The following is a 25005-nucleotide window of genomic DNA, read 5'->3' as shown; positions in this document are numbered from 1 at the left end:
GGTGCACGCCGGCGGAGGACGGGGGACGCCCTCCCGGCTACTTTCGTCGTCCGGTCCGCGCCCAAAGTCCGATGTGAGCCGCGAACCGGGTTCCTAGCATCGAGGGCATGACTCAGACTGCTGCCCCGGAGTCCACGCGCATCCAGGAAATCGACGCCGTGCGCGGCTTCGCGCTGGGCGGCATCCTGGTCGCCAACATCGGTTTCTTCGCCGACCCCCGGTATGCCGTCGGCATCGGCACCCTGCCCATCAGCGAAGGTCCGGTCGCCCTCGCCGTCAGCACCCTGGTGCTGACGAAGTTCTACGTCATCTTCTCCTTCCTGTTCGGCTACTCCTTCACCCTGCAGATGCGCTCGTGGGGCGGGAAGGTCAAGGCCCGCATGCTCCGCCGCTGCCTGGGGCTGTTCGTCCTGGGCGTGGCGCACGGGTTCCTGCTCTGGATCGGCGACATCCTCACCCTCTACGCCGCGCTCGGCCTCCTGCTGCTGACCATGCGCGACGTCCGGCCCAGGACCGCGGTCAAGGCCGGATGCTGGATCATCGGCGTGATGTCGGTGATCTGGCTCCTGCTGGCCGGGCTCACCCTGCTCGACCCGGGCGCCGCCGCGTCCCCGGCCACCGACGCGGCGGCCGCCGTACGGGCCGAGGAGCTGGTCACCGGCGGGCCGCTGGACTTCCTCCGGTTCCAGGTGGAGACCTACCCGATGCTCGCGGCGTTCGTGTGGATCGGCCAGGGCCCGATGGCGATGGCGTTGTTCCTGTTCGGCCTGGCGGCGGGCAAGTCGCGACTGCTGGAGGAGCCGGAGCGCTGGGCTCACCTGGTCCCCCGGATCATGTGGCTGGGGTACGGCGTCGGCCTGCCCGCCGCGGTCTTCTTCACCTGGTCGTCCCAGGCGGACGACGCCGTGCAACTGGTCGGCCTGGCGGTCAACAACGTGACCTCTCTGCTCCTGGCGACCGCCTACGTGGTCACCCTGCTCGAAGCGGTCAGGCGCGTCCCGGCGATCGGCGGCGCGCTGGCCCCCGCCGGCCGCGTCGCGGCCTCCAACTACATCGGCCAGTCCGTGCTGGCCTGCCTGGTCTTCACCGGGTACGGCCTGGCCTTGGCGGGCGAACTGGCCCCCGTCGCGGTGATGGGCGTGGCCGCGGTGATCTACGCGGTCCTCCTGGCCCTGAGCGCCTGGTGGCTGCGCCACCACCGGCAGGGCCCGATCGAATGGATCCTGCGGCGCCTCACCCTGCTCTCCTCGCCGCGCCCCGGATGACCGCCTGCAACCGGGCCTCGTCCTCGCCGAGAGCCGCGACGGCCGCCGGGAGGGCCGCCGGGAGGGCCGCCGGGAGGGCCGCCGGGAGGGCCATGGACAGGTCCACCATGACGTCGGAGACCGCCTCGTCCAGGAGCGCGTCGGGGTCGGACGGCCCCACCTTGGACCGCGCGCCGGCCAACCTCGGCCCGTTGACCATCATCCGGGCGATCCGGCTCAGTTCCCCCAAGGTGAGGAACACCTGCGGATCCCAGGGACGGCTCTGATCGAAACGCTGCTCGCCGAACTCCTCGGTCTTCCGCCGTACAGCTCACCGTAGACGCGCACCGCCGCGCCGCCTCGAGCCAGAGTGGCCTCCCCACCCCGGCGAAGGCGGCGCGCAGGAGCTGCCAGCCGGAGGACGGCTCGTCATCGCGCAGCCACGCCTTGCGCTTGCCCACCGACAGGTTCCGGCCGTCATGGGCGATCACCATCTGGGCCCCGTGGAGCTTCTCCGTCGTCACCCACTGCCGGTGCCCCCGGCCGGCCGCCGTCCGTGACGCGGGCGTGCGGCAGGAGGAACCGCCTCGCCCGCATGACCCACCATGATCGATAAGTGAAAGTTGAACATTTAGCCAGGTAAGCCTAACCTAATCCCCGTGACCGAGAAGATCTCGCTGCGTGGAGCCGATCTGCGTCTCAGCTACCAGGGTGCCACCGCCGTCGAGAACGGCCACATCACCTTGCGGCAAGGACGCGTGACGGCCCTGGTGGGCCCGAACGGCAGCGGCAAGTCGACCTTGCTGCGCGCGCTGGCGCGGCTCCATCGGCCGGAGGCGGGCACGGTGACGCTGTCCGGCGACGTGTCCGCCCTGGACATGCCGTCACGGGACTTCGCCAAGCGGGTCACCCTGCTGGCCCAGAGCCGTCCCACGCCCTCAGGCGTGCGGGTCCGGGATGTCGTCGGGTACGGCAGGCACCCCTACCGCGGCCGGTGGCGGACGGGCGACCCCGACGGAGAGGCCGCGATCGCCAGGGCGATGGAACTGACCGGGGTCGCGAAGATGGCGGACCGTCCCGCGGACGAGCTGTCGGGTGGTGAACTGCAGCGCGTGTGGCTGGCCACCTGCCTGGCGCAGGACACCGGCGTCCTGCTCCTGGACGAGCCCACCACCTTCCTGGACCTGCGCTACCAGATCGAGCTGCTGGAGCTCGTGCGCGACCTGGCCGACGACCACGACGTGGCCGTCGGCGTCGTCCTGCACGACCTGAACCAGGCCGCCGAGCTGGCCGACCACGTCGTGCTGCTGCACGGCGGCCGGGTCCGGGCCGACGGATCGCCCGCCGAGGTCCTCACCGAAGAACTGCTCACCGAGGTGTACGGCATCCGCATCGAGGTCACGCACGACCCGAGGACGGGGACGGTGACCACCCGGCCGATCGGCCGGCACACCAGAAGCGTCTCTGCAACAACCTGACAGGAATACCATGATCCCCCTGCGCACCGCCCTCGTGGCCGTGGCCGCCGTCGCCATGCTCGGCGCCTGCGGCACCACCGAGGCCCCCGCCCCGGAACCGGCCGCCTCCGGAGGTACGGCCTCCGCCGCCCCCATCACCGTGACCGACGACCGCGGCAAGCAGATCACCCTCGACCGTCCCGCCGGCAAGGTGGTCGCCCTGGAGTGGGGCGAGGCCGAGATGGTGGTCAGCCTCGGCGTCATGCCGGTCGGGGTGGCCGACGTGAAGGGCTACGGCACCTGGGTGACCGCGGCCAAGCTGGACCCCTCGGTCAAGGACGTCGGCACCCGGCAGGAGCCGAGCGTCGACTCCATCGCCGCCCTCCAGCCCGACCTGATCGTCATGGAGTCCTCGCGTGACCCCTCGCTGGTGTCGCAGCTGGAGAAGTTCGCCCCCGTCGTCGTCCTGACCGGCAGTGACGCGGGCGACAACCTGGGCCGGATGCGGAAGGACCTCAAGACGATCGCCACCGCGCTGGGCAAGACCGCCGAGGCCGACAAGCTGCTGGCGGACTTCGACACCGCGCTGACCGAGGGCAAGAGCAAGCTCGCCGCCGCCGGCTTCGCCGGCAAGCCGTTCGCCATCGCCGACGGCTGGAAGGACGGCAGCAAGATCTCCATCCGCATGTTCGGCAAGGGTGCGCTGGTCTCCGACGTCGCCACCCAGCTCGGGCTGGTCAACGCCTGGACGGGCAAGGTCGACCCGGCCTGGGGCCTGGGCGTCACCGACGTCGAGGGCCTGACCGCGCTGAAGGACCCCGACACCCGCTTCTTCTACAACGCCTCCGACGGCGTCGACGTCTTCGCCGACGGACTGGCCTCGAACGCCATCTGGAAGAAGCTGCCGTTCGTCGAGAAGAAGCAGGTCACCAAGCTGCCCGACGGTATCTGGACCTTCGGCGGGCCGCTGTCCTGCAAGCAGTACGCCGAGGCCCTCGTGAAGGCATACACCGGTTGAGCACCTCGCTTCGGACCGCGCCTGCGCCCGCCACGCCGCTGCGGCGGCTGGGGGGCGCGGGCGCGGTCCTCCTGACGCTGGCGGCGGTCGTCCTGGTCTCCGCGGTCCACATGACGCAGGGCACGTCGTCCATCGGCGCACTCGACCTGCTCCGGCTGCCGTTCGGCGACGGGGACGGCGAGGCCGCCCGGATCCTGGTGGCCTCCCGGGTGCCCCGGCTGCTGGCCGGAGTCACCGTCGGCGTCGCCCTGGGTGTGGCGGGCGCGTTGCTGCAGGCCGTCTCCCGCAATCCCATGGCCTCGCCCGACACGCTGGCGGTCAGCTCCGGCGCCTACTTCGCGGTCGCCGCGGCGGCGGCCTTCGGCCTGACGCTGCCGCTTTTCCTTTCGGGCATGCTCGCCCTGCTGGGCGGGCTGGCGACGGCCGCTCTCGTGATGGCGCTGGCCGCGGGCGGCCGTACCGGCACGACCAGGCTGATCCTGGCGGGCTCGGCGACCGCGCTGGCACTCCACTCGCTCACCAACCTGCTGATGATCCTCTTCGAGGAGGAGACCACCGGGCTGTTCGCCTGGGGCAGCGGCTCGCTCGTGCAGAGCGACCTGGACGCCGTCTCGCAGATGGGCCCGCTGATCCTGCTGATGCTGGCCGCCGCCGTACTGGCCGGGCCCAAGCTCGACATCCTCGGCCTGGGCGACGACACCGCCACCGTGCTCGGCGTCAACGTCAGGCGGTTGCGCCTGTGGCTCACGGTCCTGGCCGTCGTGCTGACCGCCGCCGCGGTGACGGTCGCGGGTCCCATCGGGTTCGTGGGCCTGTGCGCGCCGGTGATCGTCAGACTGCTCCCGGGCATGCACCGCTACCGGACGACGCTGCCGCTGGCGGGTCTCGTCGGCGTGCTCATCGTCCTCGGCTCCGACATCGCGCTGCGCGCCGTCTTCGGCGGGCAGGCGGGCGTAGAGGTACCCCCCGGCGTGGTCACCACGCTGTTCGGCGCCGTCGTGATGGTGTGGCTGGCCCGTCGCTACCGGGACGCCGGACCGACCCGTCAGCCGCCGATCGTGCGCGTCGCGGCCCGCTCGCGCGCCGCCTTCCTGACCGTGGTGACGGCCTGCGCGGCCCTGCTCGCCGGAGCGGTCTTCCTCGGCATGCTCGGCGGCGACACCTGGGTCCTGGGCGGCGACCTGGTCAACTGGCTGAACGGGCGGACCGGCCGCGGTCTCACCTTCGTGCTCGACCAGCGCTATCCCCGCGTCCTCGCCGCGGTGCTCGCCGGTGCCGCGCTGGCCGCCGCGGGTACGGCCGTCCAGGCCGTGTGCCGCAACCCGCTGGCCGAGCCCGGCATACTCGGCGTCACCGCCGGTGCGGGTGTGGGCGCGGTCTCGCTGCTGGCCCTGGCGCCGCTCGCCGGGATCTGGCTCATGTCCGCGACGGCCATGGCCGGGGCGCTGACCGCCGCCGCCGCGGTGTACCTGCTGTCGTGGCGCGGCGGGCTGAGCTCCGACCGCCTGGTGCTGATCGGCGTCGGCGTGCAGGCGGCGTGCACCGCCGTCACCATCATGATCATCGTCAAGGCGGACCCGTGGAACACCGCCATGGCGCTGACCTGGCTGTCCGGTTCCACCTACGGCCGCGTCCCGGTCCAGCTCATCCCGGTCGCGCTGGCCCTGGTCCTGATGCTCCCGCTGATCGCCTGGCTCCGCCGCGACCTGGACCTGCTCTCCCTGGACGAGGACAGTCCCCGCATCCTCGGTGTCCCCCTGGAGCCGGTACGGCTGGCCGCCCTGGGCGGCTCGGTGCTGCTGACCGCCACCGCGGTCTCCGCCGTGGGCGTGGTCGGCTTCGTCGGCCTGATCGCCCCGCACGCCGCCCGTGCCCTGGTCGGCTCGGGCCACGCCCGCGTCCTGCCGGTGGCCGTGCTCCTCGGCGCCCTGCTGGTGAGCCTGGCCGACACGCTCGGGCGCACCGTCATCGCCCCGGCCCAGGTGCCCGCCGGGATCGTCACCTCCCTGCTCGGCACACCGTACTTCGTCTGGCTGCTGTGGCGCTCACGGGCACAGGCGGACGGCTGACGACGCCGGCCCCGTGCCCGTGCCCGGGAGAGACCGCTCCGCCGCACCGGCTAACCGTCCGGCATCGATATCCGGTCACAGGTCCATCCGCTGACGTCGGCGATCCGGATGCGCCACCATCCGCTCTCCCCTGACGGGGCCCCGGCGCCCGTGATCGGCCGCGCGTCCCGCAGGTGCAGGAACTCCCCGCGGGCGGCCTCGCCGAGGTGCTCGAAGAGAAGGTTGAACCCCTTGATGTCCGTGGAGGTGAATTCGTACGCCCTGCCTATCCGCTGGGCGACGTTGGTGGCGAACTCCTCAGCGGAGACGAGTATCCCGGTGATGAGCGTGCCGCTGGTCGTCACGGTGATGCTGATACCAGTCTGAGTGTGGTTGACGACATCCACGAGAGTCTGGAGTGCCACATCCGGTTTTGACATGAGGGAATATTACGCAACGTCGCTGATCGAATCCTCTCGGTCACCCGTCGTCCTGCCCAGTCAGTCACGCCGGGCAGCGCATCCTTCCTCCGATCCCACCCGGTCTCCCTCACCGCCGGCCGCCGAACTCCCAGTCGTGGACCTCGACGTCGGCGTACCGGTCCAGGGTCAGGACGGCGCGCGCCGCGTCCGGATCCGGCGCCCGGACCAGCAGCGCCGTACCCAGCCAGGCGGTGCCGTCGTCGGACAGCAACGGCCCGTACGCGATCAGCTCGTCCCGGCCGGGCGGCGGGACGAGATCGGCGGCCTGCCCGGAGCCGAGGCCCAGCACCAGGTACCGGTCGCCTCCCTCTCGGCCGCCGGGGAAATCCCACATGGTGCGCCCCAGTACGTTGCTCCACCGGCGCAACATCACATCCCGGTACACACCGGCCTGGTAGTTGGGCTCGTCGAAGACGAACGCACGCGCAGCGGCGAGATCCGGCAGGTCGACGATGTGCACGCTGCCGGTGGCCGTGTCGCCGCCACGGTCGAAGGTCGGGCCCCGGGCGATCATCTCCGACTCGTACCGGTCCATGTAGGACCAGTGCTCTTCCAGCAGCTCCTCACGTAGCGCCGCGGAGTCGGACCGATCACGGTGATAGCAGAAGAACTCCATGCCGACAGTACCTATCACGGACCACTTCGCCCCCCTCAGCGGAGGACGGGGCGGCGGTGCCGTACCTGACGAAGCCCAGCCCACCCGTGCGGGCCTGCGGGGAGGCGGCCGCACGTCGGCGACGGACCCGTGCGAGGTGACGCTGAAGATCGACGGGATCCGGCGGCGGATGCGTGGGGCGGACGTAGACCCCGATCGGTCGGCGGCCCCGGCGACCTGCGGCATGGCTCAGGGTGAGGCCTCGGTCCTGGCGGTGATGAACCTCCTGGCCCGCGCTCTGCGGCGGCACACCCGATGGAGAAGCGGTTCGGCCTGTTCGTCAGCACGAACGACAGAGCGCGTACACGCCTCCACCGCGACTGGAGGACTCAGCCCGATACCGAGGCCCGAAGTGTAGGAGACGGCCGGAGAAGGACGCTCAAAGGAACGGGTTCCTGAATGTTTCGTTACCCGGATTCCCCTTTGGTGTGTCTGGATTGCGCCGATCAGTCTTCTGCCGCTGTCCAGCGGCTCCAACCGCTTGGAGGCCCCGCATGTCCCGCCTGCAGAACCTGGGAGTCGGAAAACGACTCGGGCTCTCGTTTCTCCTGGTCACACTACTGATCATCGTCTCGGTCGCCGTGGGCCGCTTCGGGATGGGCAGCCAGTACGACATCAGCATGCGCATGGACCAGCTGAAGCAGGTCGAAGACGACGTCCAGAAACTCAGCTACTACGCCGCCGACATCACCGGCTGGCAGGGACTGGTCGTGGCCGACGCCGGCGCCTTCGGCGGCAAGGTGGCCACCGGGCCCGACGCCTACAACCGCAAGGGTGAGTTGGAGAGCAAGCAGGCCCTCTACGACACGATCGACGCCACCCACGTCGAATATCTGACACCGGCTGAGCGCGCGCAGTTCGACAAGCTCCGCCCCGCCTGGGATGACTTCTTCACCTGGGACGCCAAGATCATGGAGCTGCTGGCCCAGGACACCCGTGAAGCCCGTGCCGAGGCCATGAACAGCATCAACGGCGGCGAGGCCGCCGAGTCCTACTCCGCCAGCCTGGAGATCAACGCGGCGTTGATCGACTCCCTGGCCGGACGCGTGGTCGCGTTGCAGAAGGAGGCGGCCGAAGTCAAGAGCGACAGTGAGCGGATCCTGCTCGGCACGCTGATCGCGGCTCTGATCACGGCGGCCGGCCTGAGCATCACCGCCACCCGGTCGGTGGTGCATCCGCTCCGCAGGGTCGTGTCCGCCCTCGGCCTACTGGCCCGCGGCGACCTGACCGTGCGGCTGCGGATGACGCGCCGCGACGAACTCGGCCAGCTGGGCGACGCCGTGGACGTCACCGCCGAATCCCTGCACACCACGGTGACGGTGCTGGCGGACCACAGCACCTCGCTGGCCGCCTCCTCGGTTCAGCTGTCCCAGGTCGCCGAGCAGATCGCGGCCTCAGCCGAGGAGTCCAGCGTCCAGTCCGGCGTGGTCGCCGCCGCCGCAGCGGACGTCTCGCGCAACGTGGAGGTCGTGGCAGCGGGCGGTGAGGAGATGGGCGTGGCGATCGAGGAGATCTCCCGCAGCACCTCCGCGGCCGCCTCCGTCACCGCCGAGGCCGTGCGCGTGGCCGAGACCACCAACACGATGATGGCCCAGTTGGAGACCTCCTCGGCCGAGATCGGCGATGTCATCAAGACGATCACCTCGATCGCCGAGCAGACCAACCTGCTGGCGCTGAACGCCACCATCGAGGCCGCCCGGGCCGGGGAGTCCGGCAAGGGTTTCGCCGTCGTCGCGGGCGAGGTCAAGGACCTGGCCCAGGAGACCGCCAAGGCCACCGAGGACATCGCCCGGCGGGTCACCGCGATCCAGGCCGACACGACGGCCGCGATGGAGGCCATCGGCCGGATCAGCGAGATCACCGGCCGGATCAACGACCACCAGGCGGCGATCGCCGCGGCGGTGGAGGAGCAGACCGCCACCACCGGGGAGATGAACCGCAACGTCGCCGACGCGGCGACCTTCAGCAACGAGATCGCCGCCAACATCGCCGGCGTCGCCGAGGCCGCAGCGGTGACCACCGAAGGGGTGGAGCAGTCACGTCAGGCAGCGGCGGAGCTGGCGGAGATGAGCACATCGCTGCGCGAGCTGGTGAGCCGGTTCACCGTCTGAGACGGCGCGTCCACGCAGGCAGACCGCGGGAGAAGCCGTCCGGCCGGGTTACGTCCATGGAAGTGGTGTAAGAGTTTCCCCAGCACACAGGCGTGCCGCCGGACATGAGAACGGCCATCGCGTGATCCTTCGTGATTGCGACATCAAGATCGAAGGAGAAGCAAGCGATGGCCGCGAACAACAGTGTGGACCCCGCCGCCTGGCTGGCGGAGCAGATTCAGACCAGCGACCCGGATCTGTTGCGCTCCATGGTGAAGACCATGGCCGAGGCGTTGATGTCGGCCGAGGCCAACAGCTTGTGCGGCGCCGCCTACGGCGAACGCAGCAGCGAGCGGGCCAATCGCCGCAACGGCTACCGGACCCGCGGCTGGGACACCCGCGCCGGAACCGTCGAGCTGGCCATTCCGAAACTGCGTTCGGGCAGCTACTTTCCGGATTGGCTGCTGCAGCGCCGCCGCCGCGCCGAACAGGCCCTGATCAGTGTGGTGGCCACCAGCTACCTGCTGGGCGTCTCCACCCGCCGGGTCGACAAGCTGATCGAGCAACTCGGGGTGCAGCACATCTCCAAGAGCCAGGTCTCGGAGATGGCCAAGGTGCTGGACGGGCAGGTGGAGGCGTTCCGGACCCGCCCGCTGGATGGCGGCCCGTATGCGTTCGTGTGGCTGGACGCACTCACGCAGAAGGTCCGCGAGGACGGGCGCACGGTGAACGTGCACGTGCTGGTCGCCACCGCCGCGGGCGCCGACGGCCGCCGGGAGATCCTGGGGCTGGAGGTGACCTCGGCCGAAGACGGCGCCGGCTGGCTGGGCTTCCTGCGGGGCCTGGTGGCGCGGGGCCTGTCGGGAGTGCAATTGGTCGTCTCCGATGCCCACCGGGGCTTGATGGAGGCGGTCGGTGCGACGCTGGCGGGCGCGGCCTGGCAGCGCTGTCGCACCCACTACCTGCGGAATCTGCTCACCACCGTGCCCAAGTCGGCGCAGCCGTGGGTGGCGACCCTGGTGCGCACCATCTTCGACCAGCCCACCAGCGAGGCGGTGCGCACCCAGCACACCTGGGTCATCGACGCTCTGGAGGCGAAGTATCCGGCCGCGGCGACGCATCTGGAGGCGGCGCGGGAGGACCTGCTGGCCTTCGCCGCGTTCCCGCGCGAGGTCTGGAAGCAGATCTGGTCGAACAACCCGCAGGAGCGGTTGAACAAGGAGATCCGGCGGCGCACCGACGTGGTCGGGATCTTCCCCGACCGGGCTGCGATCATCCGCCTCGTCGGGGCGGTTTTGGCCGAGCAGACCGATGAGTGGACCGAGGCGCGCCGCTACATGGGGCTGGACGTGCTGGCCAAGGTCCGCCTTCGCCTGATCTGCGGCGACACACCGGGGCAGAATCCGCTGCCGCAGACACTTACCGCTTAACCTGCAGAAACAGGATCACGCGAAGGTCGGCTCATACACCACTTCGCTGGACGTGACCCGCATCAGGGCCCGCACCAGCTCGGTCGAGCAGTGCTCGCCGCGCCGGGCCAGGGCGGCGTGGACGCGCCGGTAGCCGTAGGTCTCGTGGGAGTCGGCGAAGATCTCGGCGACCAGGGCGGCCAGCAGTGCGCGGCGGTGCGCGGTGGCCGAGGCCGGCCGGGTGCGCCACTCGTAGTAGCCCGAGCGTGATACCTCCAGCCAGGTGCACATTCGCGCGATCTTATGGTGCGCCTTCTCCGCCTCGATCAGCTCGTACTTGGCCAGCGTCATCGAGTCTCGGCCGCGAAGAAGGCCGCTGCTTTTTCAAGAACGCCAGCTTCTCGCGCAACTCGGCGTTTTCTCGCTCCAGCTCCCGGATGCGGGCCCGCTCCGGCCCGGAGACCGGCGGCTCATGGTGGCCGTGCACGATCCGGTGCCGGTGCACCCAACTGCCCAGGGTGCTGGCGTTGATCCCGAACTCGCGTGCCACCGACGCGACCGTCCGCTCGCCCTCCAGCACCATGCGGACGGCTTCTTCCTTGAACTCGGGCGAGAACTGCCTACGACGCCTCGTCACGTACCTACCTCTTCCAGACTTCTGTCAGCTTATGTAGCTGACTGTCCGGAATCTGCTAGGCGCCTCACGATCGCGCTTCCCGAACGTGTATTTGGCCGCAGAACCCCTGAGACCTCCGCGCTTCAATCGGTGGGTACGGGCGACGTCATGAAGAGCCCGCCCACAGACACCATCAATCACAGGGGGATCCCCATGCGGAACCACATCGGCGCAATCCGAACCGCCGGGCTGCGCGCGCTCCTCGTCGGCACGGCGATGGCCGTGCCGCTGCTCGCCTTCACCGGTCCTGCGCATGCCGCCGGCAACATCAGCAACAGCAACGGGCGCCTGGCTATCACCTCGACGACCACGAACAACGCCATCACGGTGAGCGTGTCCGGCTCGAACTTCCGGGTCACCAACACCCTCACTACGCTCTCGGCGGGCGGCTCCTGTGTCCAGGTCAACGCCAACACCGTGGACTGCGCTGCGTCCAGCGTCACCGACATGACCGCGAACCTCAGCTCCGGCACCGACCTGCTCATCAACAACACTTCGCTGCCGTCGCTGGTCTTCCTCAGCTCGGGCGGCGACATCTTCCAGGGCGGCTCCGGCCAGGACCTGGTCAACGCCGGCAGCGGCAACGACACCCTGACGGGCAACGGTGGCAATGACACACTGCTCGGCGGCCTCGGCTCCGACCGCGCCACCGGCGGTGCCGGCACCGACAGCTGCACCGCTGAGGTCGAGGTCACCTGCGAGTCCTGACCCGGGCGAGAGCATCGCGGTGTCAGCAGCGGGGGCAGACGAGGTAAGCGTCAGAGGGGCGGAGCGCAGGTCAGAGGCTATGTTGATTTCTATGATGCGGCGGCTGCATGGCTATGCACGACATGTCTGTATGATCGGACATTCGTTTACAAGTCGTGCGGCCTGCATGATCGGGTACCGGCTCGCCGGGCGTCTGCCCAGCTCAGCGCGTTGGGCTCACCGGACAGAATCCGCCCTCTGTCCGGTTCCCGAGACTGCGTCTGACCAGGTCAGCACAGTCAGGCCGCTGCGGGGACCAATCCGGCTCCACGTCGGGCACGGCTGTCCACAGCCGAAACCTCTGCTTCCGCCTCCACCAACTGACCTGCGGTTGGTCCCTTTCCGGCGTACTTGGTCTGCCCCCCGAAAGGTTCCGTGAGCTACACCGGGCGGGTTGGGCGCTTCATCTCGGGCTACATCGACCGGACTGGCCCCAGACCTGGCGCGCTGCTCTGCGGTAGAAGGGCAGACCAAGTGAGCCGGAAAAGGGGGCCGGCCGTAGGCGGCGGCCAGTGCGACGGCACACGAGATCACCTCAGCGCTTGCCGGCCGACGGCACTGTCTACTCCTGGCCCCCACCAGAGGCGGGGCCGGACGGCTCCTGCGCCGGTCAGGACGAAAGCGCCTGCCGGACGGAGAGCGTGAGGCGGTGCTCGGAGCCCAGGACCCGCTCGGCGACGGGTAGCAGCGCGGCGAACTGGTCACGGGCCGCTTGCGTATCCCCGGCCTCTCCGCTCCAGTGGGCCAGATCATGCCGGGTGGCCAGGGTGTCGGGATGCTCAGGCCCTAGACGAGTAAGTCCGAAGTCCGGTCAGTGGTCGTAGGCGATCAGTGACCGGGTGACGGGCTGTCCGGTGGCACGGTTGTGCCAGATCGCGGCGGTCAACGCCAAGATCCGCTGGGCGACGCGGACCGCGACGCCCAGCGGGCTGCGCCCGCCGTGCAGTTCCAGATCAAGCTGGCCCTTGAGGGTGTCGCTGACCGACTCGATCAGCTGACGGACCGGTTTTGAGGAACTGCTCGCCGGGCCGGCGCGCGAGGTTGCGGTAGGAGGGCCGTAGCAGCCGCACGCCCCGCTGGGCCAGGTAGGCGTCGAGCTCGGCCGACACATACCCCTTGTCCGCGATGATCAGCAGACCGGGGCGTTCGGCCGTCAGATGCGGGTCGTGGTCGAGCATGGCCATCAGCACCTGGCGCTCATCCAGCTTGGGGGTGGCCAGGGCCCAGGTGATCGGTAGCCCGGCGGGGGTGCACACCAGGTGCAGGCGCAGCCCCCAGAAATAGCGCGAGTGGGAGCGGCAGTAGCCGTAGCCGGCCCACCCGGCCAGGTTCGAGCGCTGCGCGGTAGGTCGGCAGCGGCCGCATTCGACGGGGGTGGAGTCGACGACCCACACCGGGTCGGCCCACAGGTCGGTGTCGCGGGCCAGGGCGGTGATGGCGCGTTGGAGCAGGGGCAGGGCCGCGCGCAGGCGTTTGTTGTAGCCGGACTGGCCGGGCAGGTAGGGGAAGGCACCGGGCAGATGCGCGGGCAGGAAGCGCAGCCAGCGGGTCTCGGAGCGGATGCCCAGCAGGGCTTGGGCGATGGCCACGGTGAGAAGTTCGGCGTCGGTCAGCCGGGGTGGGCGGCCCAGGCGGGCCGGGGCGCCGGCAGCACCGAGCCAATCGTCGATCGTGACGTACAGTGCGGTGAGAAGGGTGTTGAGGTCTGTTGTCACAAACCGATCCTCAACACCCTTCGTCGCTGTTGTCCTGGCGTCGAGGCCAGACTCCTCTGCCGTGAGGCGCAGCCTGGGCGGGCAACACCCGGCCCAGCACCGACGCGCCTCACGGGCGGGTCCATCAGCCGGTACGCACGCCGTACCCGCTCTCAGCTTTAGGACTTACTCGTCTAGCCGTCATCGTCGACCCACCCGGCACCCCCGGCGAGCCAGCCTGACGAGGCCAGCCCCAGGACCCTGGCCCGCCGCAGGGGGTATGGACTCATGCCGATGGATGAGTGGGCCTGCGGCAGGCCCGTGGGGTACGCGATGTCATCCCCCCGGACCCACCGCGCACCCCACATGATGCACCCGCCAGTAACTTTAGAGCTACCCTCAGTGAAATGTGGGCGGATGGTTCGACCGGCAACTCCCTCCCTCTGTGGGCGGTATCCGATCACCGGTGCGGGCAGGGGCATCGGCAAGCTGCGGGCGCGACGCCCGCGACGCCATGGCGCGATCGCGACCGCCCTCCGGGGCCCGCGGGTGCCGCCTTCACCGGAAGACGGCATCCCGCACGATGCTCGCGAGCCCTTGCAACACCCCGTCGCCGGCTGCCCTCACCCGGCGGCTTGAGCATCGATGCCATCGGGGCGTGCCAGCGCGGCGGTCAGGTCGGCCTCGATGGGGAATGCCTCATACAGGCCTGTCAGGCGCAGCACCCGCTCGAAGGCCCCGTGCACGCCGATCGGGCGCAGGCCCCCGCCGCGGCGACGACCTTGCGGATCATGGCAGAGGGCTCCTGATCAGATGAAGCGCCGGACGAAGGACAGCGCGGTGTCACAGACCTCGCGCCATCCGCTGTCGATGGTCAGCGAGTGGCCGCGTCCCTTGATCTCGGTGATCTCGGTGACGTGGTGGGTGTTGCGGGCCTGCTTGCCGTAGGAGGCGTTGGCGATGGCCCACGGGACGGTGTGGTCCTTCTCCCCAGAGATGATCAGCAGCGGGCCGCGGTCGGCGTTGGTACTGTCGACCTTGGTCTCACTCCACGGGTTGAAGTTCGCCACGGCGGCCTGGAACAGCGGCGCGCCCGGCGCTGGGACCGAGAAGGTGTCATACAGCTCGCGGGCCTCCTCCTCGCTGACGGCGTTGGCGAAGGCGTAGCGGAACTGGTCGTAGGTCAGCGGCACCGCGCGGTGGATATTGGCCGGGTTGGTCAGCACCGGGGCCGCCGCGCGCAGCGAGGAGAACGGCAATGGCAGCACACCCTGGAAGGGGGCCGGGTCGATCGCCACGGACGCGCACGCGAGGCCCCGTCCGGCGAGGATCTGGGTAAGCAACCCGCCGAAGGAGTGGCCGATGACGACCGGCTTGCGCTCCAGCTCACCAATGAGGCCAGCAAAGTGGTCGGCGACCTGGCCGACGCTCTTGTCGGCAAACACTTCGGGGTGCTCCTTGGCCTCAGCGACCGTGTGCGGGTCGTCGGGCCAGCCGGGGGTGACGGGCGCGAAGCCGGCCTCGTCGAAGACCTGAGCCCACCGGTCCCAGCTGGAGGGCAGCAGCCACAGGCCGTGCACGAAGACGACCGGGATCTTGCCGGTGGCGTTGGCGTGCTGGATGAGCTGCAGATCGTGGCTCATGACAGGGCTCCCTTGAGGAAGATGACGGCCTGGGTGATGGCGGCCTGGGCGGCGTGGGTGGAGCGCAGGGCGTTGAGCATGACGAAGTCGTGAATGATGCCCTGGTAGCGGACCGCGACGACCGGGACGCCGGCTTCGCGGAGTTTGTCGGCGTAGGCTTCGCCCTCGTCGCGCAGGACATCGGCTTCGGCGGTGATGACGAGCGCGGGCGGCAGCCCAGCGAGTTGCTCGGTGGTGGCACGCAGCGGCGAGGCGGTGATCTCGGCGCGCTGGGCCGGATCGGTGGTGTACTGATCCCAGAACCACTGCATGCCGTCGCGGCGCAGGAAGTAGCCGGTGGCGAACTGTTGGTAGGAGTCGGTGTCGAAGCTGGCGTCGGTGACGGGGTAGAACAGCACCTGCGCCCTGAGCGGGATCTCGCCTTTGACCTGCAGGGTGAGTGCGGCGCTCATGTTGCCGCCGACCGAGTCGCCGGCGACCGCCATCCGCGAGGGGTCGAGCCCGAAGGTGGCGCCGTGCTGAACGACCCAGCGGGCGGCGGCCAGGTTCTGGTTGATCGCGGCCGGATAGGGGGCCTCGGGCGAACGGTCGTAGTTGACGAACACCACGGCCGCGCCGACGCCCAGCGCCAGCTCGCGCGCCAGACGGCCGTGAGTGTGGTCGTTGCCGAAGACCCAGCCGGCGCCGTGGATGTAGAGGATCACCGGCAGCGGCCGGTCGGCGTCGGCCGGGCGGAAGATCGTCAGGTGGTCCACCGTCTCACGGGTGGTGCCGGGGACGTCGAGCTCGGGCGACTGGGCCTCGTCGACGGCCTTGCGGCCGTCCTCGACGGGGAGCTGGAACAGATACGGCGGGTTCGCGGTCGCGTCGGCGAAGGCCTGCGCCGCCGCTTCCAGGACGGGCTTGCTCATCATCGACCTCCAAGAGGTGGGGGTTGTCGTCGTGAGAACCATCCACCGTGGGCCAGGCCGGTCGAATCCTTGGAAAACCCCAGTGAAAGAGGTGATCCCTTAGTCTTCACCCATGGTTCTGCGAGGCAGGAAGGCCGAAACCGCTGAGCTCGACGACCTGCTGACCAGGGCCAGGACGGGTTTGAGCGGGACTGTGGTCATCAGCGGACCGGCGGGCATCGGCAAGAGCGCGTTGCTCGACTACGCCACCACCTCCGCCACCGACCTGCAGGTGGGCCGCACAGCGGGAATCGAGGCCGAACAGGAGCTCGGATTCGCCGCGCTGCACCGCCTCCTGCGGCCCTTCCTCGGCCGACGCGGCCGTCTGCCCGGGCCGCAGCGCGACGCGCTGGAGACCGCGTTCGGCCTGCTGCACGCCGCCCCGCCCGACCGCTTCCTGGTCGGCCTGGCCACGCTGACCCTGCTGGCTGAGGCCGCCGCGACCAAGCCGGTGCTGGCGGTCTGCGACGACGCCCAGTGGATGGACCGCGAGTCGCTGGAGGTGCTCGCCTTCGTCGCCCGCCGCCTGCACGCCGACGCAATCGTCATGCTGTTCGGCGTCCGCGACGACGACACCGCCCTGGACAGCCTGACCGGGCTACCCGAGCTGAGACTGTCCGGCCTGCCCGGCGATGAGGCTCTCGCGCTGCTGCAGGCCAGCGTGGACACCGAGGTCGACCGCGTGATCGCCGCTCAGCGCGTGGCGGAGACCGACGGCAATCCGCTGGCGATCCTCGAACTGGGCCGCAGCCTGGCCAGAGGGGAGGCCGCCGAACCGGCGTTCGGCCAGCCGCTGTCGCTGGATGGCAGGTTGAAGGAACGCTTCCTGCGCCAAGTCGTCGGCCTGGATACGCTGACCCAGCAGGTCCTGCTGGTCGCCGCCGCCGACGCCACCAGCGATCCGGTCCTTTTACGGCAGGCGATGGCCCGCCTGGCCTCCGCCTCCCCGGCCGAGGTGGGCACCGCTCTCGAACGCGCCGAAGACGCCGAGCTGCTGACGGACGGAGCCCGGTTCCGGCATCCGCTGATCCGCTCGGCGGTGTACGGCGCAGCCACCTCCTCGCGGCGCAGGCAGGTCCACGCGGCGCTGGCCGAGGCCACCGACCCGGTCGGCGACGCCGACCGCCACGCCTGGCATCTGGCCGCCGCGGCCGACGGCCCGGACGAGGAGGTTGCCACCCGGCTGGAGGCCGGAGCCGACCGGGCCCGCGAGCGCGGCGGCCATCTGGCTCAGGCGGCCTTCCTGCGGCGCGCCGCCGAGCTGACCCGGCCCGGCCCGCAGCGCAACGGACGGCTGCTCGCCGCCTGCGGCGCGGCCCTGACGGCCGGAGCGCCGCACCGCGCCGAAGAGCTGCTGGACCTGCTCACCCCGGACCTGGGTGTGCCGTTCCTGGACGCCTTGGCGATGCGGTTGCGCGGCTTCCTCAACGTCATGCTGGGCCGCCCGGGCGCTGTGACGCTGCTCCTCCAGGCTGCCCAGACGCTGAGCGAACTTGATCCCCGAGCCGGGCAGGAGACCCTGCTGGAGGCCATGGACGCGGCGATCGTGGTGGCCAGGATCGGTCCGGGCATGAGCGCGAAACAGGTGGCACAAGCGGCGCTGGCGGCCCCGCGTGCCGTACCGGCCGAGCCCCGTGAGCCCGGCGTCGGCGGCCTGCTGCTGGCCGGGCACGCCACGCTGATCTCGGTCGGCTACGCCCAGGCAGTGCCGCTGATGCGGCGGGGCGTCAACGCCATGCTGGCCGCCGACGAACACGGCGACGCCTCCCGCTGGTTCCTGCTCGGCGCGGTCCTGGCCCTGGACCTGTGGGACATCGACGCCCTCGGCGCCGGCGCCCATCGCTTCTCCACCGCCGCCCGCCGGCAAGGAGCGCTGCGGATGCTGCAGGCCGGCGCGCACGGCTCTGCCACGCACGCCCTGCTGTGCGGCCGGCTCGCCGCCGCCGAGGCGCACTTCGCCGAGTTCATGGACATCGCCGCCGCGATCGGCGCCGACCTGCGGTTCGCGGGCACGAGCGACGTCCTGCTGCACGCCTGGCGCGGTGATCGCGAACGGACCCTGGCCGCCGTGGCGGTGCAGGCCGGGCCCGAGTCCGAACAGCCGGGCGGGCTGCAGGTACAGTTCGCGCGGACCGCGCTGGTGGTACTGGAGCTTGGTCACCGCCGCTACGCCCAAGCCCAGGCCGCCGCCGAGATCGTCTACGCCAGCGACCCACCCCACTACGGCGGCGCTGTCCTGCCGGACCTGGTGGAGGCCGCCGTGCGCAACGACGATCTGGCCACCGCCCAGCGTGCTCTGCAGCGCCTGAGCGAGCGCGCCGAAGCTAGCGGCACTGCCTGGGCGCTGGGCCTGCTGGCCCGCAGCCGCGCGCTGGTCACCGGCGACGATCAGCTCTATCTGCGTGCGCACGAGCTCCTGGCCGCCACCCCGCTGGCTCCCGAGCGCGCCCGCACTCACCTGCTCTACGGCGAGTGGCTACGCCGCCGTCACCGTCGGAGCGAGGCCAGGCAGCAACTGCGGGCAGCCTATGAACTGTTCGCCGGCATGGGGGCCACTGCCTTCGCCGAGCGCGCCCGCATCGAGCTGGCTGCCACCGGTGAGCACGCGCGGACCCGCGATCCCAGTACCGTCCGCGCCCTGACCCCGCAGGAGCTGCGGGTGGCGCAGCTGGCCGCCGCCGGTGTCACCAACCAGGAGATCGCCGCCGAGTTGTTCATCAGCGCAAGCACCGTGGAGTACCACTTGCGCAAGGTGTTCAGAAAGCTCGATGTCACCTCACGCAGGCAGTTGAAGGACGTCATGGACGCGTGAACGGGCACGCCTTGCGTAAGGAGAATCGGGGCCCCTGCCATCCCGCGCGCCCCCCTGCGCGCAGGGGTAAACGCCCCCTTCCCGGTGGCCAGGGGCGGCCGCACCAAGTCTTGCCCGGAGGTAGCGCATCATCGAGAGCAGACCAAGTAAGCGTCAAAGACGCAACCCACAGGTCAGCGGCCCTGTCGTCTCGTGAGATGTGACGGTTGGGGCTCTTGAGCTGGTAGTAGTTCCTCCTCCGGGGCAGATCCCGGCGCGTCGGGATCGGGGCGGACACCGAACGGTCCGGCCTGCCCCGGCAGCACCGCCCCGAGGCGGGAGGCGCCCTTGACTCGGTACGGCGTGCGGATCACCGGCCGCCCGCTTCCAGCACGGTCGTGGTCCGGCCGGCGCGCAGCTCGCGCAGGTCGGGGATGCGGTTGTACAGCGTGCCCGGGCTGACGCCGAGTAGACGCGCGATCGAGGTGATGGAGTGCTCGGGGTTGGGCAGCAGGTCCCGGGCCGCGTGGATGATCTCCGGCGTGATCACGGTGGGCCGTCCGCCGACGCGGCCGCGGGCCCGCGCGGCGGCCAGTCCCTCGCGGGTGCCGGCGACGATCAGCTCGCGGATGAACTCGGCCAGCGCGGCGAAGACACGGAGGGCCTACGGTGCGCGGCATCACCGGTGCCGGTGTGACCGGGCCGAAGACGATGACCGTCTGCGGGCTTGCCGACCGGTAGGGGGTTCGGCCGTGTCGGACAGGACCAGGCGGACCCGGGTGCCGTGGCCTGGACGGCTGTCGATGTGCAGGCTCCCGCCGTGCATGTCGGCAATTCTCCGCACCAGAGCCAGGCCCACGCCGGTGCCACCGATCGCCTGCTGCTCGGCGGCACCGCCGCGGTAGAAGTCGTCGGAGACGTGGTCGAGATCCTGCGGGTCGATGCCGATGCCGGTGTCGGCGACCTCGATCGCCGGGGCCGGGCCGGCGGTGACGTCGATCCGGCCGCCGGGCGGGGTGAACTTGACCGCGTTGTCCAGCAGGTGGGCCAGCGCGTGCCGGATGCGACCGGCGTCGGCCCAGGCGATCACCTCGGTAGGAGCGTGTACGGTCACGGTCAGGTGCTCGGCGCGGCCCTGGGCGGTGATCGCCTCCACCGCCTCCCGGGCCAAGGCGGCCAGGTCGACGCGGGCCGGGGTGAAGGCGGCGTCGCCGGCGTTCAGGCTGGCCATCAGCAGCAGCTCGTCCAGGAGCTGGCCCAGCCGGGTGCTGTTGCGGTCGATGACTTCCAGGAAGCGGGCCTGCGTCACGGCGTCCAGATCGCCCTGGCGGATGAGCTGCAGGTAGCTGTGGATCGAGGTCAGCGGGGTGCGCAGTTCGTGGTTGACGGTGCGCAGGAACTGGGTTTTCACCTCGTCGATCTGGCGCAGACGGCTGACCTGTTGTTGCTGCTGGGCGAGCAGGCGCTCGCGCTCCTCGGTGATCTGGCGGCGTTCGGTGACGTCGGTGGAGATGCCGTCGACCAGCAGTCGAGCGTCCTCGCCCCCGCCCTCGCGGCGGGGGATGCCCCGGGTCCAGATCCAGCGGGTGACGCCGTCCAGGCCGATGAGCCGATATTCCAGCTGGGCCCGCTCGCCGGAGATGAGTGTGGCGCAGTAGGCGCGGAAGGCGTCGTGGTCGTCGGGGTGGACGAACCGGAGCATGACGGCGATGAAGTCGTCGTCGGGATCCAGGTGCAGCCGTCCGCCGAACACGGTGGTGTGCTCGGTGTTGACGTAGATCGGGCGGGCGGTGCCGTCGGGCCGGATCTCGACGGTCCAGATCTTGTCGGTGAGCTGGTTGATGATCTGGTCGAACTGGCGGCGGCTCTCGGCCAGGGCGAGGGCGAGCTCCTCGGCGCGGCGGCGCTCCATGTACCGGCCCACATGGGCGCACACCCCGTCCAGCAGCTCGGCCAGGTCGTTGTCGGGTCGCTGGGGGTGGTCGGCGGCGAAGGCCAGCACGCCCAGGACCTGCTCGCCGCTGCGCACCGGCAGGGCCACGGCCGAGCGCAGGCCGGCCCGCAGCCCGGCCCGCACCCGGGGGCTGCTGGCCGGGTCGGCCGCCGTGTCCGCGATCCAGACCGGCTCACCGCGCTCCCAGGCCAGGCCGGGCAGTTCCTCCCCCCGAGCGAAGGCAGCCGGGTGGCCGATGGTGAAGGCCGACAGGTCCCGGCCGGGCCTGCTCCAGGAACCGATGCGGGTCACGGCGGCCCGGTCCTCATCGACCTGCCAGTACTCGCCGTAGGTCCAGCCGAGTGCGTCGGTGACTGCGGCGGCCACGCCGGCGGCGGCTTCCCGGCTGGAGGCGGCGTCGGCCAGCACCCGGGTGACGGCCTGCTGGACCTCGCGCAGCAGGCCGATGCGGTAGGAGTCGGTGATGTCGTGGCCGGCCACTACCGCGCCCAGGCGGTGCCCCTCGGGGGTGTCGATGGGCCGGCCGTTGACCAGGAAGCGGCGCGGCCCGACATCGGTCGCGGCCACCACCTGCCGGCCGGTGAAGTACTCCCCGGCCCACGCCCGGGCCAGCGGCATCTCCTCGACTGTCAGCGGGGTCCGCCCGTCGGGGGCGTACAGCGGGTTGTTCTTCAGCCAGGAGCGCACGTCGGCTGGCGGAGTATCGGTGTGCAGGCTCTCACGCAGCGACCGGTTGATCACCAGTCTGCCGTTCTCGTCGCAGGCCATCACCGACACCTCCAGGCTGTCGAGCAGGGCGCGCAGAAAGGTGCGCTCCTGCTGCCTGCGCGCGGCCCCCAGCGCGGCATCGGCGCGGGCCAGCCGCAACGCGATCTCCGGCTCGATCAGGGCGGCCAGATCCTCCAGGGTCTGCAGCTGATCGCGATTCCAGGAGCGGGCCGTGGCATCGACCACGCACAACGTGCCGATCACCTGCGCACCGGGCGCGTTCAGCGGCACCCCGGCATAGGCCGCCAGCCCGTCGGTGTGCTCCATAAGGTCGTGCCAGCGCCCGTCGCCGCAGGCATCGCCGATGACCAATGGCGCGTCCTCGGCCACGACATGCCGGCACAGCGACCGCGCCAGGGGATTCTCCCGCACGGCCTGCGGGTCGGCCACCCCCGCCGCGCTGATGACGACCTGCCGGTCCTCGGTGATCAGTGACACCAGCGCGACCGGCACATCCAGCAGCCGGGTCGCCATCTGGGTCACCCGGTCCAGCACCGGCACCGCCGGAGCATCCAGTAGACCGGTGGCGCGCAGCACACGCAGCCGCTCTGGATCACCGATGCGGTCTCGATCACTCGTCCCCATGACGCACCACCCCTTATGCCTTTTACCCATGTGAGGGACTTCATCGGCGGGCTTCTCGGCCGTCAGCGCGCCCAGCGGTCACACCCGGGGTTCCAAGGGCCGGAGGAGAGGGGTGAGCTGCAACGGCTACGATCCGGCCGCCCTCCAATGCCTGCACCACGCGGGCCTGAATGTCCGGGGTGAACTTGCCGCGCCGTCCCATCAGCCCTGTCCTCCCGCCACCGGCACCGCCAGGAGCTCCCGCGCGGCACTTCTTGCCGAGCTCGCCGTACGTCATGTCGTCGGGCTCGATGCGGTACCAGTTCTCATCGCCGTCCCACGTGATCGGGGTGGAGTACGCGTAGCGGTTGGTGCGGATCTTCGGGGGCTCCATGCCTCCGCAGGCCGGCACGCCGCTCCGGCCGGTGCGGGCAGGGACGCCTCAATCACCCCCGGCGGGATGCCTCCGATACCGTGCTGCGGTGGACGATGCAACACTCCTCGTCGGCCGCTCTCACCCGGCGGCTGGGGCATCGATGCCGCAGGTACGTCAACGGCTCACAGCGGCCCAGAACCAGCAGTAGCCGACCGACTGCGAGGGGGCCGGCCCTGCCGGCGGAGGGACGGCCCCTTGGTGCGCCCTTCGCCCTGGGACGGCGCTTCCGAAGCTCCGGTGACCGGTGTCCGGCGGGGTGATCCCAGCTCCCGGGAATAGACAGTTCACCGAGGACTTCGTGGCGGTGTCCACTCGACCTGCCGCAGAACTGTTCGTCGTGCAGAGCGCCGGACCCACGGACCGCGCTCTCCTGGTGATCCACGACGGTCCCGGCTGGGATCACAGCTATCTGCTGAAGGTCAGGCGCTCAGGGCCTGGGCGGTTCCGAAGACCTCGTCGAAGCGGTGGGCCCAGGCTCAGCCCACCCTTGGCCGCGGTCGTGACACCTGCCTGCCGACCAGCAGCAACACGCCGACGGCCGCCACGATCCCGACGGCGATGACCGGCACCAGCGCCGGGAAGCCCCAGCTGGTGGCCACCCAGCCGAACAACGGCGGGCCGAGCAACGAGCCAAGACTGCCCGCCTGGGCCACGACGCCGTTGCCGACATCGGCGTGGTCGAGCCGTTCCAGCACCATCGGGAGCGCGGCGAAGACGAGGGCGCCCAGGTAACCGTTCACGATCGAGATGACCGCGGCGCCGCCCTGCGCCGCCGCGGGGGACTCCGGGCCGCCGAACATGAGCCAGGCCGCGGGTACGGTGACCAGCCCGGCCAGCGCCAGCACACCTACCCGCGTGCCCCGGCGCAGCAGCATCCCCACGGCCAGCCCGCCCAGGACGCTCAGCAGCGAGATCACCGAGGTGACCGCGCCGGCGACGGGGGCCGAGTGCCCGTGCTGCCCGATGAGCAGCGTAGGCAACAACACAATCACCGGAATGGTCACCAGCGCGGCCAGGCAGAACGCCACGGCCAGCGTCACCGGCCATACCAGGGCCTCGGGCCGGGGTACAGGACCGGCCGCCGCCCGCCGTTCCGGCCCGCGCGGCAGCCTCATCCACACGACCAGTGCCATCACGAGCGTCAGCACGGCGATCACACCGATCCAGCCGCGCCAGCCCAGAGCGGAACCGATCGCGCCCCCGGCGAGCGTGCTTGCGCCGATTCCCATCGGAACGAACGTGGCCCAGATCGACAGGGCCGTGCCGCGGTCCCGTTCGACGGCCAGCCGCACGATCAGCGCCGGGCAGGCGATGGTGATCAGGAGGTATCCGACGCCCTCCACACCGCGGGCGGCCAGCAGCCAGGTGAAGTCACCGGCGACCGCGCCGGCCCCGCTCGCCGCCGCGACCAGCACCAGGCCGGTGACCAGCGAGCGTTCCGTGCCGAAGTGGCGTACCAGGTAACCGGCGGGCAGACCGACGACCGCGCCGACACCGACGACCGCCGAAATCACCCAGCCTAGCTGCGACAGCGACAGCGACAGCTGGTCCGCCACTGCGGGCCCGACCGAGGCGAACTTGCCGAAGCTCATCGCCGCCACGACTCCGCTCAGGTAGACGACGGTGATCGTCGGCCAGGGGGAGCGCCGTAGGAGTTCCGCGGCCTGCTGAGGTGTGCCTGACGTCGGCTGCGGCTCCATGGGTCTCCTTCGCTCACCGTTCCCGGATTCGATCATCGCCGTATCCGCCACGTCGTTTCAATCCATCTCCAGGCCCAGTACGGGGCAGACCGAGTACGGCAGGAAGGGGTGCTTCCCCTTCCCGTTGGTGCGCGCCCACTCGGCGGCATTCGCCGCGTGGTACGCGCCTGCATCGTCCGTAAGCGAGCTACGAGATCGCGGACAGAACGTTGAGGATTGCGCCGTCGGCCGACTGGGGTGCAAAGGCATGGATTACGGCTGGAGAACCTGCGTCTTTGGCGGGTACTTGGTCTGCCTCCCTTCAGGACCCCCGGGACGCTCAGGGGGCGGAGACATCCTGGAGGCCTCAAGTCCTTGCGTAAACCAAGGGCCCGCACAGGCCGTCATAGGTAGTCGCGGCCTGCCGGTCTGACAGGTCGCGGGGGACGGGCGTCTTTGGTCATCGTGGGATGGTGACCAAAGACGCCCGTTCCCGATACGAACGCGGTTACCCCCTCCGGCAACCCCGCTTGTATCACCGAATACGGCCTACAAGAGCGCGGCGAAGCCGCCCAGCGCTCCCACCCGGGTTCCGCAGTTGGTAGTCACACGTGAGCCCGGAATTGAAGGTTGACCTGGGGGAACGCGTGTAGGGCCGGGAAGGGTCGTGTGCCTACGCCCTCCGCAGCCAGGTGTTGGT

Annotated in this window: 20 protein-coding genes and 1 pseudogene; 8 read left to right on the top strand and 13 right to left on the bottom strand. The window is 70.5% G+C overall.

The genetic code is table 11. The features are described from left to right. Positions 1-107: 107 nt before the first annotated feature. Positions 108-1265: a DUF418 domain-containing protein gene (locus IEZ08_RS11065; RefSeq protein WP_068922352.1), complete on the top strand. Its 1158-nt coding sequence runs from the start codon at positions 108-110 to the stop codon at positions 1263-1265. Here the strand turns inward: IEZ08_RS11065 and IEZ08_RS11060 are convergent. Next, entirely contained in the window at positions 1234-1506 is a 273-nt protein-coding gene (locus IEZ08_RS11060; protein WP_189242091.1) for a hypothetical protein, read from the bottom strand. The genes IEZ08_RS11065 and IEZ08_RS11060 overlap by 32 nt on opposite strands. A gap of 397 nt (positions 1507-1903) precedes the next feature. On the opposite strand from IEZ08_RS11060, the gene IEZ08_RS11055 reads away from it, so the two are divergent. Genes IEZ08_RS11055 through IEZ08_RS11045 form a run of 3 tightly spaced genes read left to right on the top strand, consistent with a single transcriptional unit; the run spans position 1904 to position 5788 of the window. Further along, complete coding sequence (locus IEZ08_RS11055) at positions 1904-2722, top strand: ABC transporter ATP-binding protein (protein ID WP_084779805.1); 819 nt, start codon at positions 1904-1906, stop codon at positions 2720-2722. 10 nt (positions 2723-2732) lie between these two features. After that, entirely contained in the window at positions 2733-3719 is a 987-nt protein-coding gene (locus IEZ08_RS11050; protein ID WP_068922350.1) for an ABC transporter substrate-binding protein, read from the top strand. After that, complete coding sequence (locus IEZ08_RS11045; RefSeq protein ID WP_203863328.1) at positions 3716-5788, top strand: iron ABC transporter permease; 2073 nt, start codon at positions 3716-3718, stop codon at positions 5786-5788. The genes IEZ08_RS11050 and IEZ08_RS11045 overlap by 4 nt, the downstream gene beginning before the upstream one ends. Before the next feature lie 50 nt (positions 5789-5838). Here IEZ08_RS11045 and IEZ08_RS11040 read toward each other — a convergent pair whose 3' ends face one another. Together IEZ08_RS11040 and IEZ08_RS11035 are read right to left on the bottom strand one after the other, a co-directional pair. Further along, positions 5839-6207 (bottom strand): GvpU-like protein, encoded by a 369-nt coding sequence (locus IEZ08_RS11040; RefSeq protein WP_068922348.1) that lies wholly within the window; start codon positions 6205-6207, stop codon positions 5839-5841. A 109-nt stretch (positions 6208-6316) separates the two neighbouring features. Beyond that, positions 6317-6883, bottom strand: coding sequence for a YciI family protein (locus tag IEZ08_RS11035; protein WP_229803043.1), 567 nt, complete (start codon positions 6881-6883; stop codon positions 6317-6319). Between the two features lie 515 nt (positions 6884-7398). Here IEZ08_RS11035 and IEZ08_RS11030 point away from each other — a divergent pair. Together IEZ08_RS11030 and IEZ08_RS11025 are read left to right on the top strand one after the other, a co-directional pair. Next, complete coding sequence (locus IEZ08_RS11030; protein ID WP_068922346.1) at positions 7399-9015, top strand: methyl-accepting chemotaxis protein; 1617 nt, start codon at positions 7399-7401, stop codon at positions 9013-9015. Positions 9016-9182: 167 nt separating this feature from the next. Further along, positions 9183-10424, top strand: coding sequence for an IS256 family transposase (locus IEZ08_RS11025; RefSeq protein ID WP_189242090.1), 1242 nt, complete (start codon positions 9183-9185; stop codon positions 10422-10424). 15 nt (positions 10425-10439) lie between these two features. Here IEZ08_RS11025 and IEZ08_RS11020 read toward each other — a convergent pair whose 3' ends face one another. Beyond that, on the bottom strand, positions 10440-10694 hold the full coding sequence (locus IEZ08_RS11020; protein WP_176728432.1) for an IS3 family transposase: 255 nt from the start codon (positions 10692-10694) through the stop codon (positions 10440-10442). A 10-nt stretch (positions 10695-10704) separates the two neighbouring features. Next, on the bottom strand, positions 10705-11040 hold the full coding sequence (locus IEZ08_RS11015; protein ID WP_084779803.1) for a transposase: 336 nt from the start codon (positions 11038-11040) through the stop codon (positions 10705-10707). 192 nt (positions 11041-11232) lie between these two features. On the opposite strand from IEZ08_RS11015, the gene IEZ08_RS11010 reads away from it, so the two are divergent. Continuing rightward, a complete protein-coding gene (locus IEZ08_RS11010) occupies positions 11233-11787 on the top strand; it encodes a calcium-binding protein (RefSeq protein WP_141703777.1) in 555 nt (184 codons plus the stop codon). 649 nt (positions 11788-12436) lie between these two features. On the opposite strand, the gene IEZ08_RS40620 is transcribed toward IEZ08_RS11010, so the two are convergent. The 4 genes and pseudogenes from IEZ08_RS40620 to IEZ08_RS10995 form a co-directional block, all read right to left on the bottom strand. After that, complete coding sequence (locus IEZ08_RS40620; protein ID WP_373294344.1) at positions 12437-12592, bottom strand: hypothetical protein; 156 nt, start codon at positions 12590-12592, stop codon at positions 12437-12439. 45 nt (positions 12593-12637) lie between these two features. Further along, positions 12638-13541 (bottom strand): annotated as a pseudogene (locus IEZ08_RS11005) (IS982 family transposase). A gap of 788 nt (positions 13542-14329) precedes the next feature. Further along, the gene (locus tag IEZ08_RS11000; protein WP_189242089.1) at positions 14330-15163 is read right to left on the bottom strand and encodes an alpha/beta hydrolase; all 834 of its coding nucleotides are present in this window, start codon (positions 15161-15163) and stop codon (positions 14330-14332) included. Beyond that, on the bottom strand, positions 15160-16074 hold the full coding sequence (locus IEZ08_RS10995; protein ID WP_068928544.1) for an alpha/beta hydrolase: 915 nt from the start codon (positions 16072-16074) through the stop codon (positions 15160-15162). Before IEZ08_RS10995 ends, IEZ08_RS11000 begins: the two co-directional genes overlap by 4 nt. Positions 16075-16186: 112 nt before the next feature. On the opposite strand from IEZ08_RS10995, the gene IEZ08_RS10990 reads away from it, so the two are divergent. Next, positions 16187-18925, top strand: coding sequence for a helix-turn-helix transcriptional regulator (locus tag IEZ08_RS10990; protein WP_189242088.1), 2739 nt, complete (start codon positions 16187-16189; stop codon positions 18923-18925). Between the two features lie 349 nt (positions 18926-19274). Here the strand turns inward: IEZ08_RS10990 and IEZ08_RS40615 are convergent, their stop codons facing one another. The 4 genes from IEZ08_RS40615 to IEZ08_RS10970 form a co-directional block, all read right to left on the bottom strand. After that, complete coding sequence (locus IEZ08_RS40615) at positions 19275-19454, bottom strand: helix-turn-helix domain-containing protein (RefSeq protein WP_275424741.1); 180 nt, start codon at positions 19452-19454, stop codon at positions 19275-19277. A 129-nt stretch (positions 19455-19583) separates the two neighbouring features. Next, a complete protein-coding gene (locus IEZ08_RS10980) occupies positions 19584-22211 on the bottom strand; it encodes a GAF domain-containing protein (RefSeq protein ID WP_176728427.1) in 2628 nt (875 codons plus the stop codon). A gap of 40 nt (positions 22212-22251) precedes the next feature. After that, positions 22252-22584, bottom strand: coding sequence for a hypothetical protein (locus IEZ08_RS10975; RefSeq protein ID WP_141703743.1), 333 nt, complete (start codon positions 22582-22584; stop codon positions 22252-22254). Between the two features lie 518 nt (positions 22585-23102). Continuing rightward, on the bottom strand, positions 23103-24326 hold the full coding sequence (locus IEZ08_RS10970; RefSeq protein WP_189242087.1) for an MFS transporter: 1224 nt from the start codon (positions 24324-24326) through the stop codon (positions 23103-23105). Positions 24327-25005: the final 679 nt, after the last annotated feature.

It is taken from the genome of Planobispora rosea (genome assembly GCF_014648175.1).
Lineage (GTDB): Bacteria > Actinomycetota > Actinomycetes > Streptosporangiales > Streptosporangiaceae > Planobispora > Planobispora rosea.
Note: the sequence above shows the minus strand (reverse complement) of the source record. Positions and strands in the feature narration are given on the sequence as shown.

Bases quoted from the DNA above. Each gene is read 5' to 3' on its own strand.
- IEZ08_RS11025 (WP_189242090.1), top strand. From the start codon at position 9,183: ATGGCCGCGAACAACAGTGTGGACCCCGCCGCCTGGCTGGCGGAGCAG.
- IEZ08_RS11065 (WP_068922352.1), top strand. From the start codon at position 108: ATGACTCAGACTGCTGCCCCGGAGTCCACGCGCATCCAGGAAATCGAC.
- IEZ08_RS10975 (WP_141703743.1), bottom strand. From the start codon at position 22,584: ATGGAGCCCCCGAAGATCCGCACCAACCGCTACGCGTACTCCACCCCG.
- IEZ08_RS11040 (WP_068922348.1), bottom strand. From the start codon at position 6,207: ATGTCAAAACCGGATGTGGCACTCCAGACTCTCGTGGATGTCGTCAAC.
- IEZ08_RS10970 (WP_189242087.1), bottom strand. From the start codon at position 24,326: ATGGAGCCGCAGCCGACGTCAGGCACACCTCAGCAGGCCGCGGAACTC.
- IEZ08_RS11050 (WP_068922350.1), top strand. From the start codon at position 2,733: ATGATCCCCCTGCGCACCGCCCTCGTGGCCGTGGCCGCCGTCGCCATG.
- IEZ08_RS11000 (WP_189242089.1), bottom strand. From the start codon at position 15,163: ATGAGCCACGATCTGCAGCTCATCCAGCACGCCAACGCCACCGGCAAG.
- IEZ08_RS11010 (WP_141703777.1), top strand. From the start codon at position 11,233: ATGCGGAACCACATCGGCGCAATCCGAACCGCCGGGCTGCGCGCGCTC.
- IEZ08_RS11030 (WP_068922346.1), top strand. From the start codon at position 7,399: ATGTCCCGCCTGCAGAACCTGGGAGTCGGAAAACGACTCGGGCTCTCG.
- IEZ08_RS10995 (WP_068928544.1), bottom strand. From the start codon at position 16,074: ATGAGCAAGCCCGTCCTGGAAGCGGCGGCGCAGGCCTTCGCCGACGCG.
- IEZ08_RS10990 (WP_189242088.1), top strand. From the start codon at position 16,187: ATGGTTCTGCGAGGCAGGAAGGCCGAAACCGCTGAGCTCGACGACCTG.
- IEZ08_RS11020 (WP_176728432.1), bottom strand. From the start codon at position 10,694: ATGTGCACCTGGCTGGAGGTATCACGCTCGGGCTACTACGAGTGGCGC.
- IEZ08_RS10980 (WP_176728427.1), bottom strand. From the start codon at position 22,211: ATGGGGACGAGTGATCGAGACCGCATCGGTGATCCAGAGCGGCTGCGT.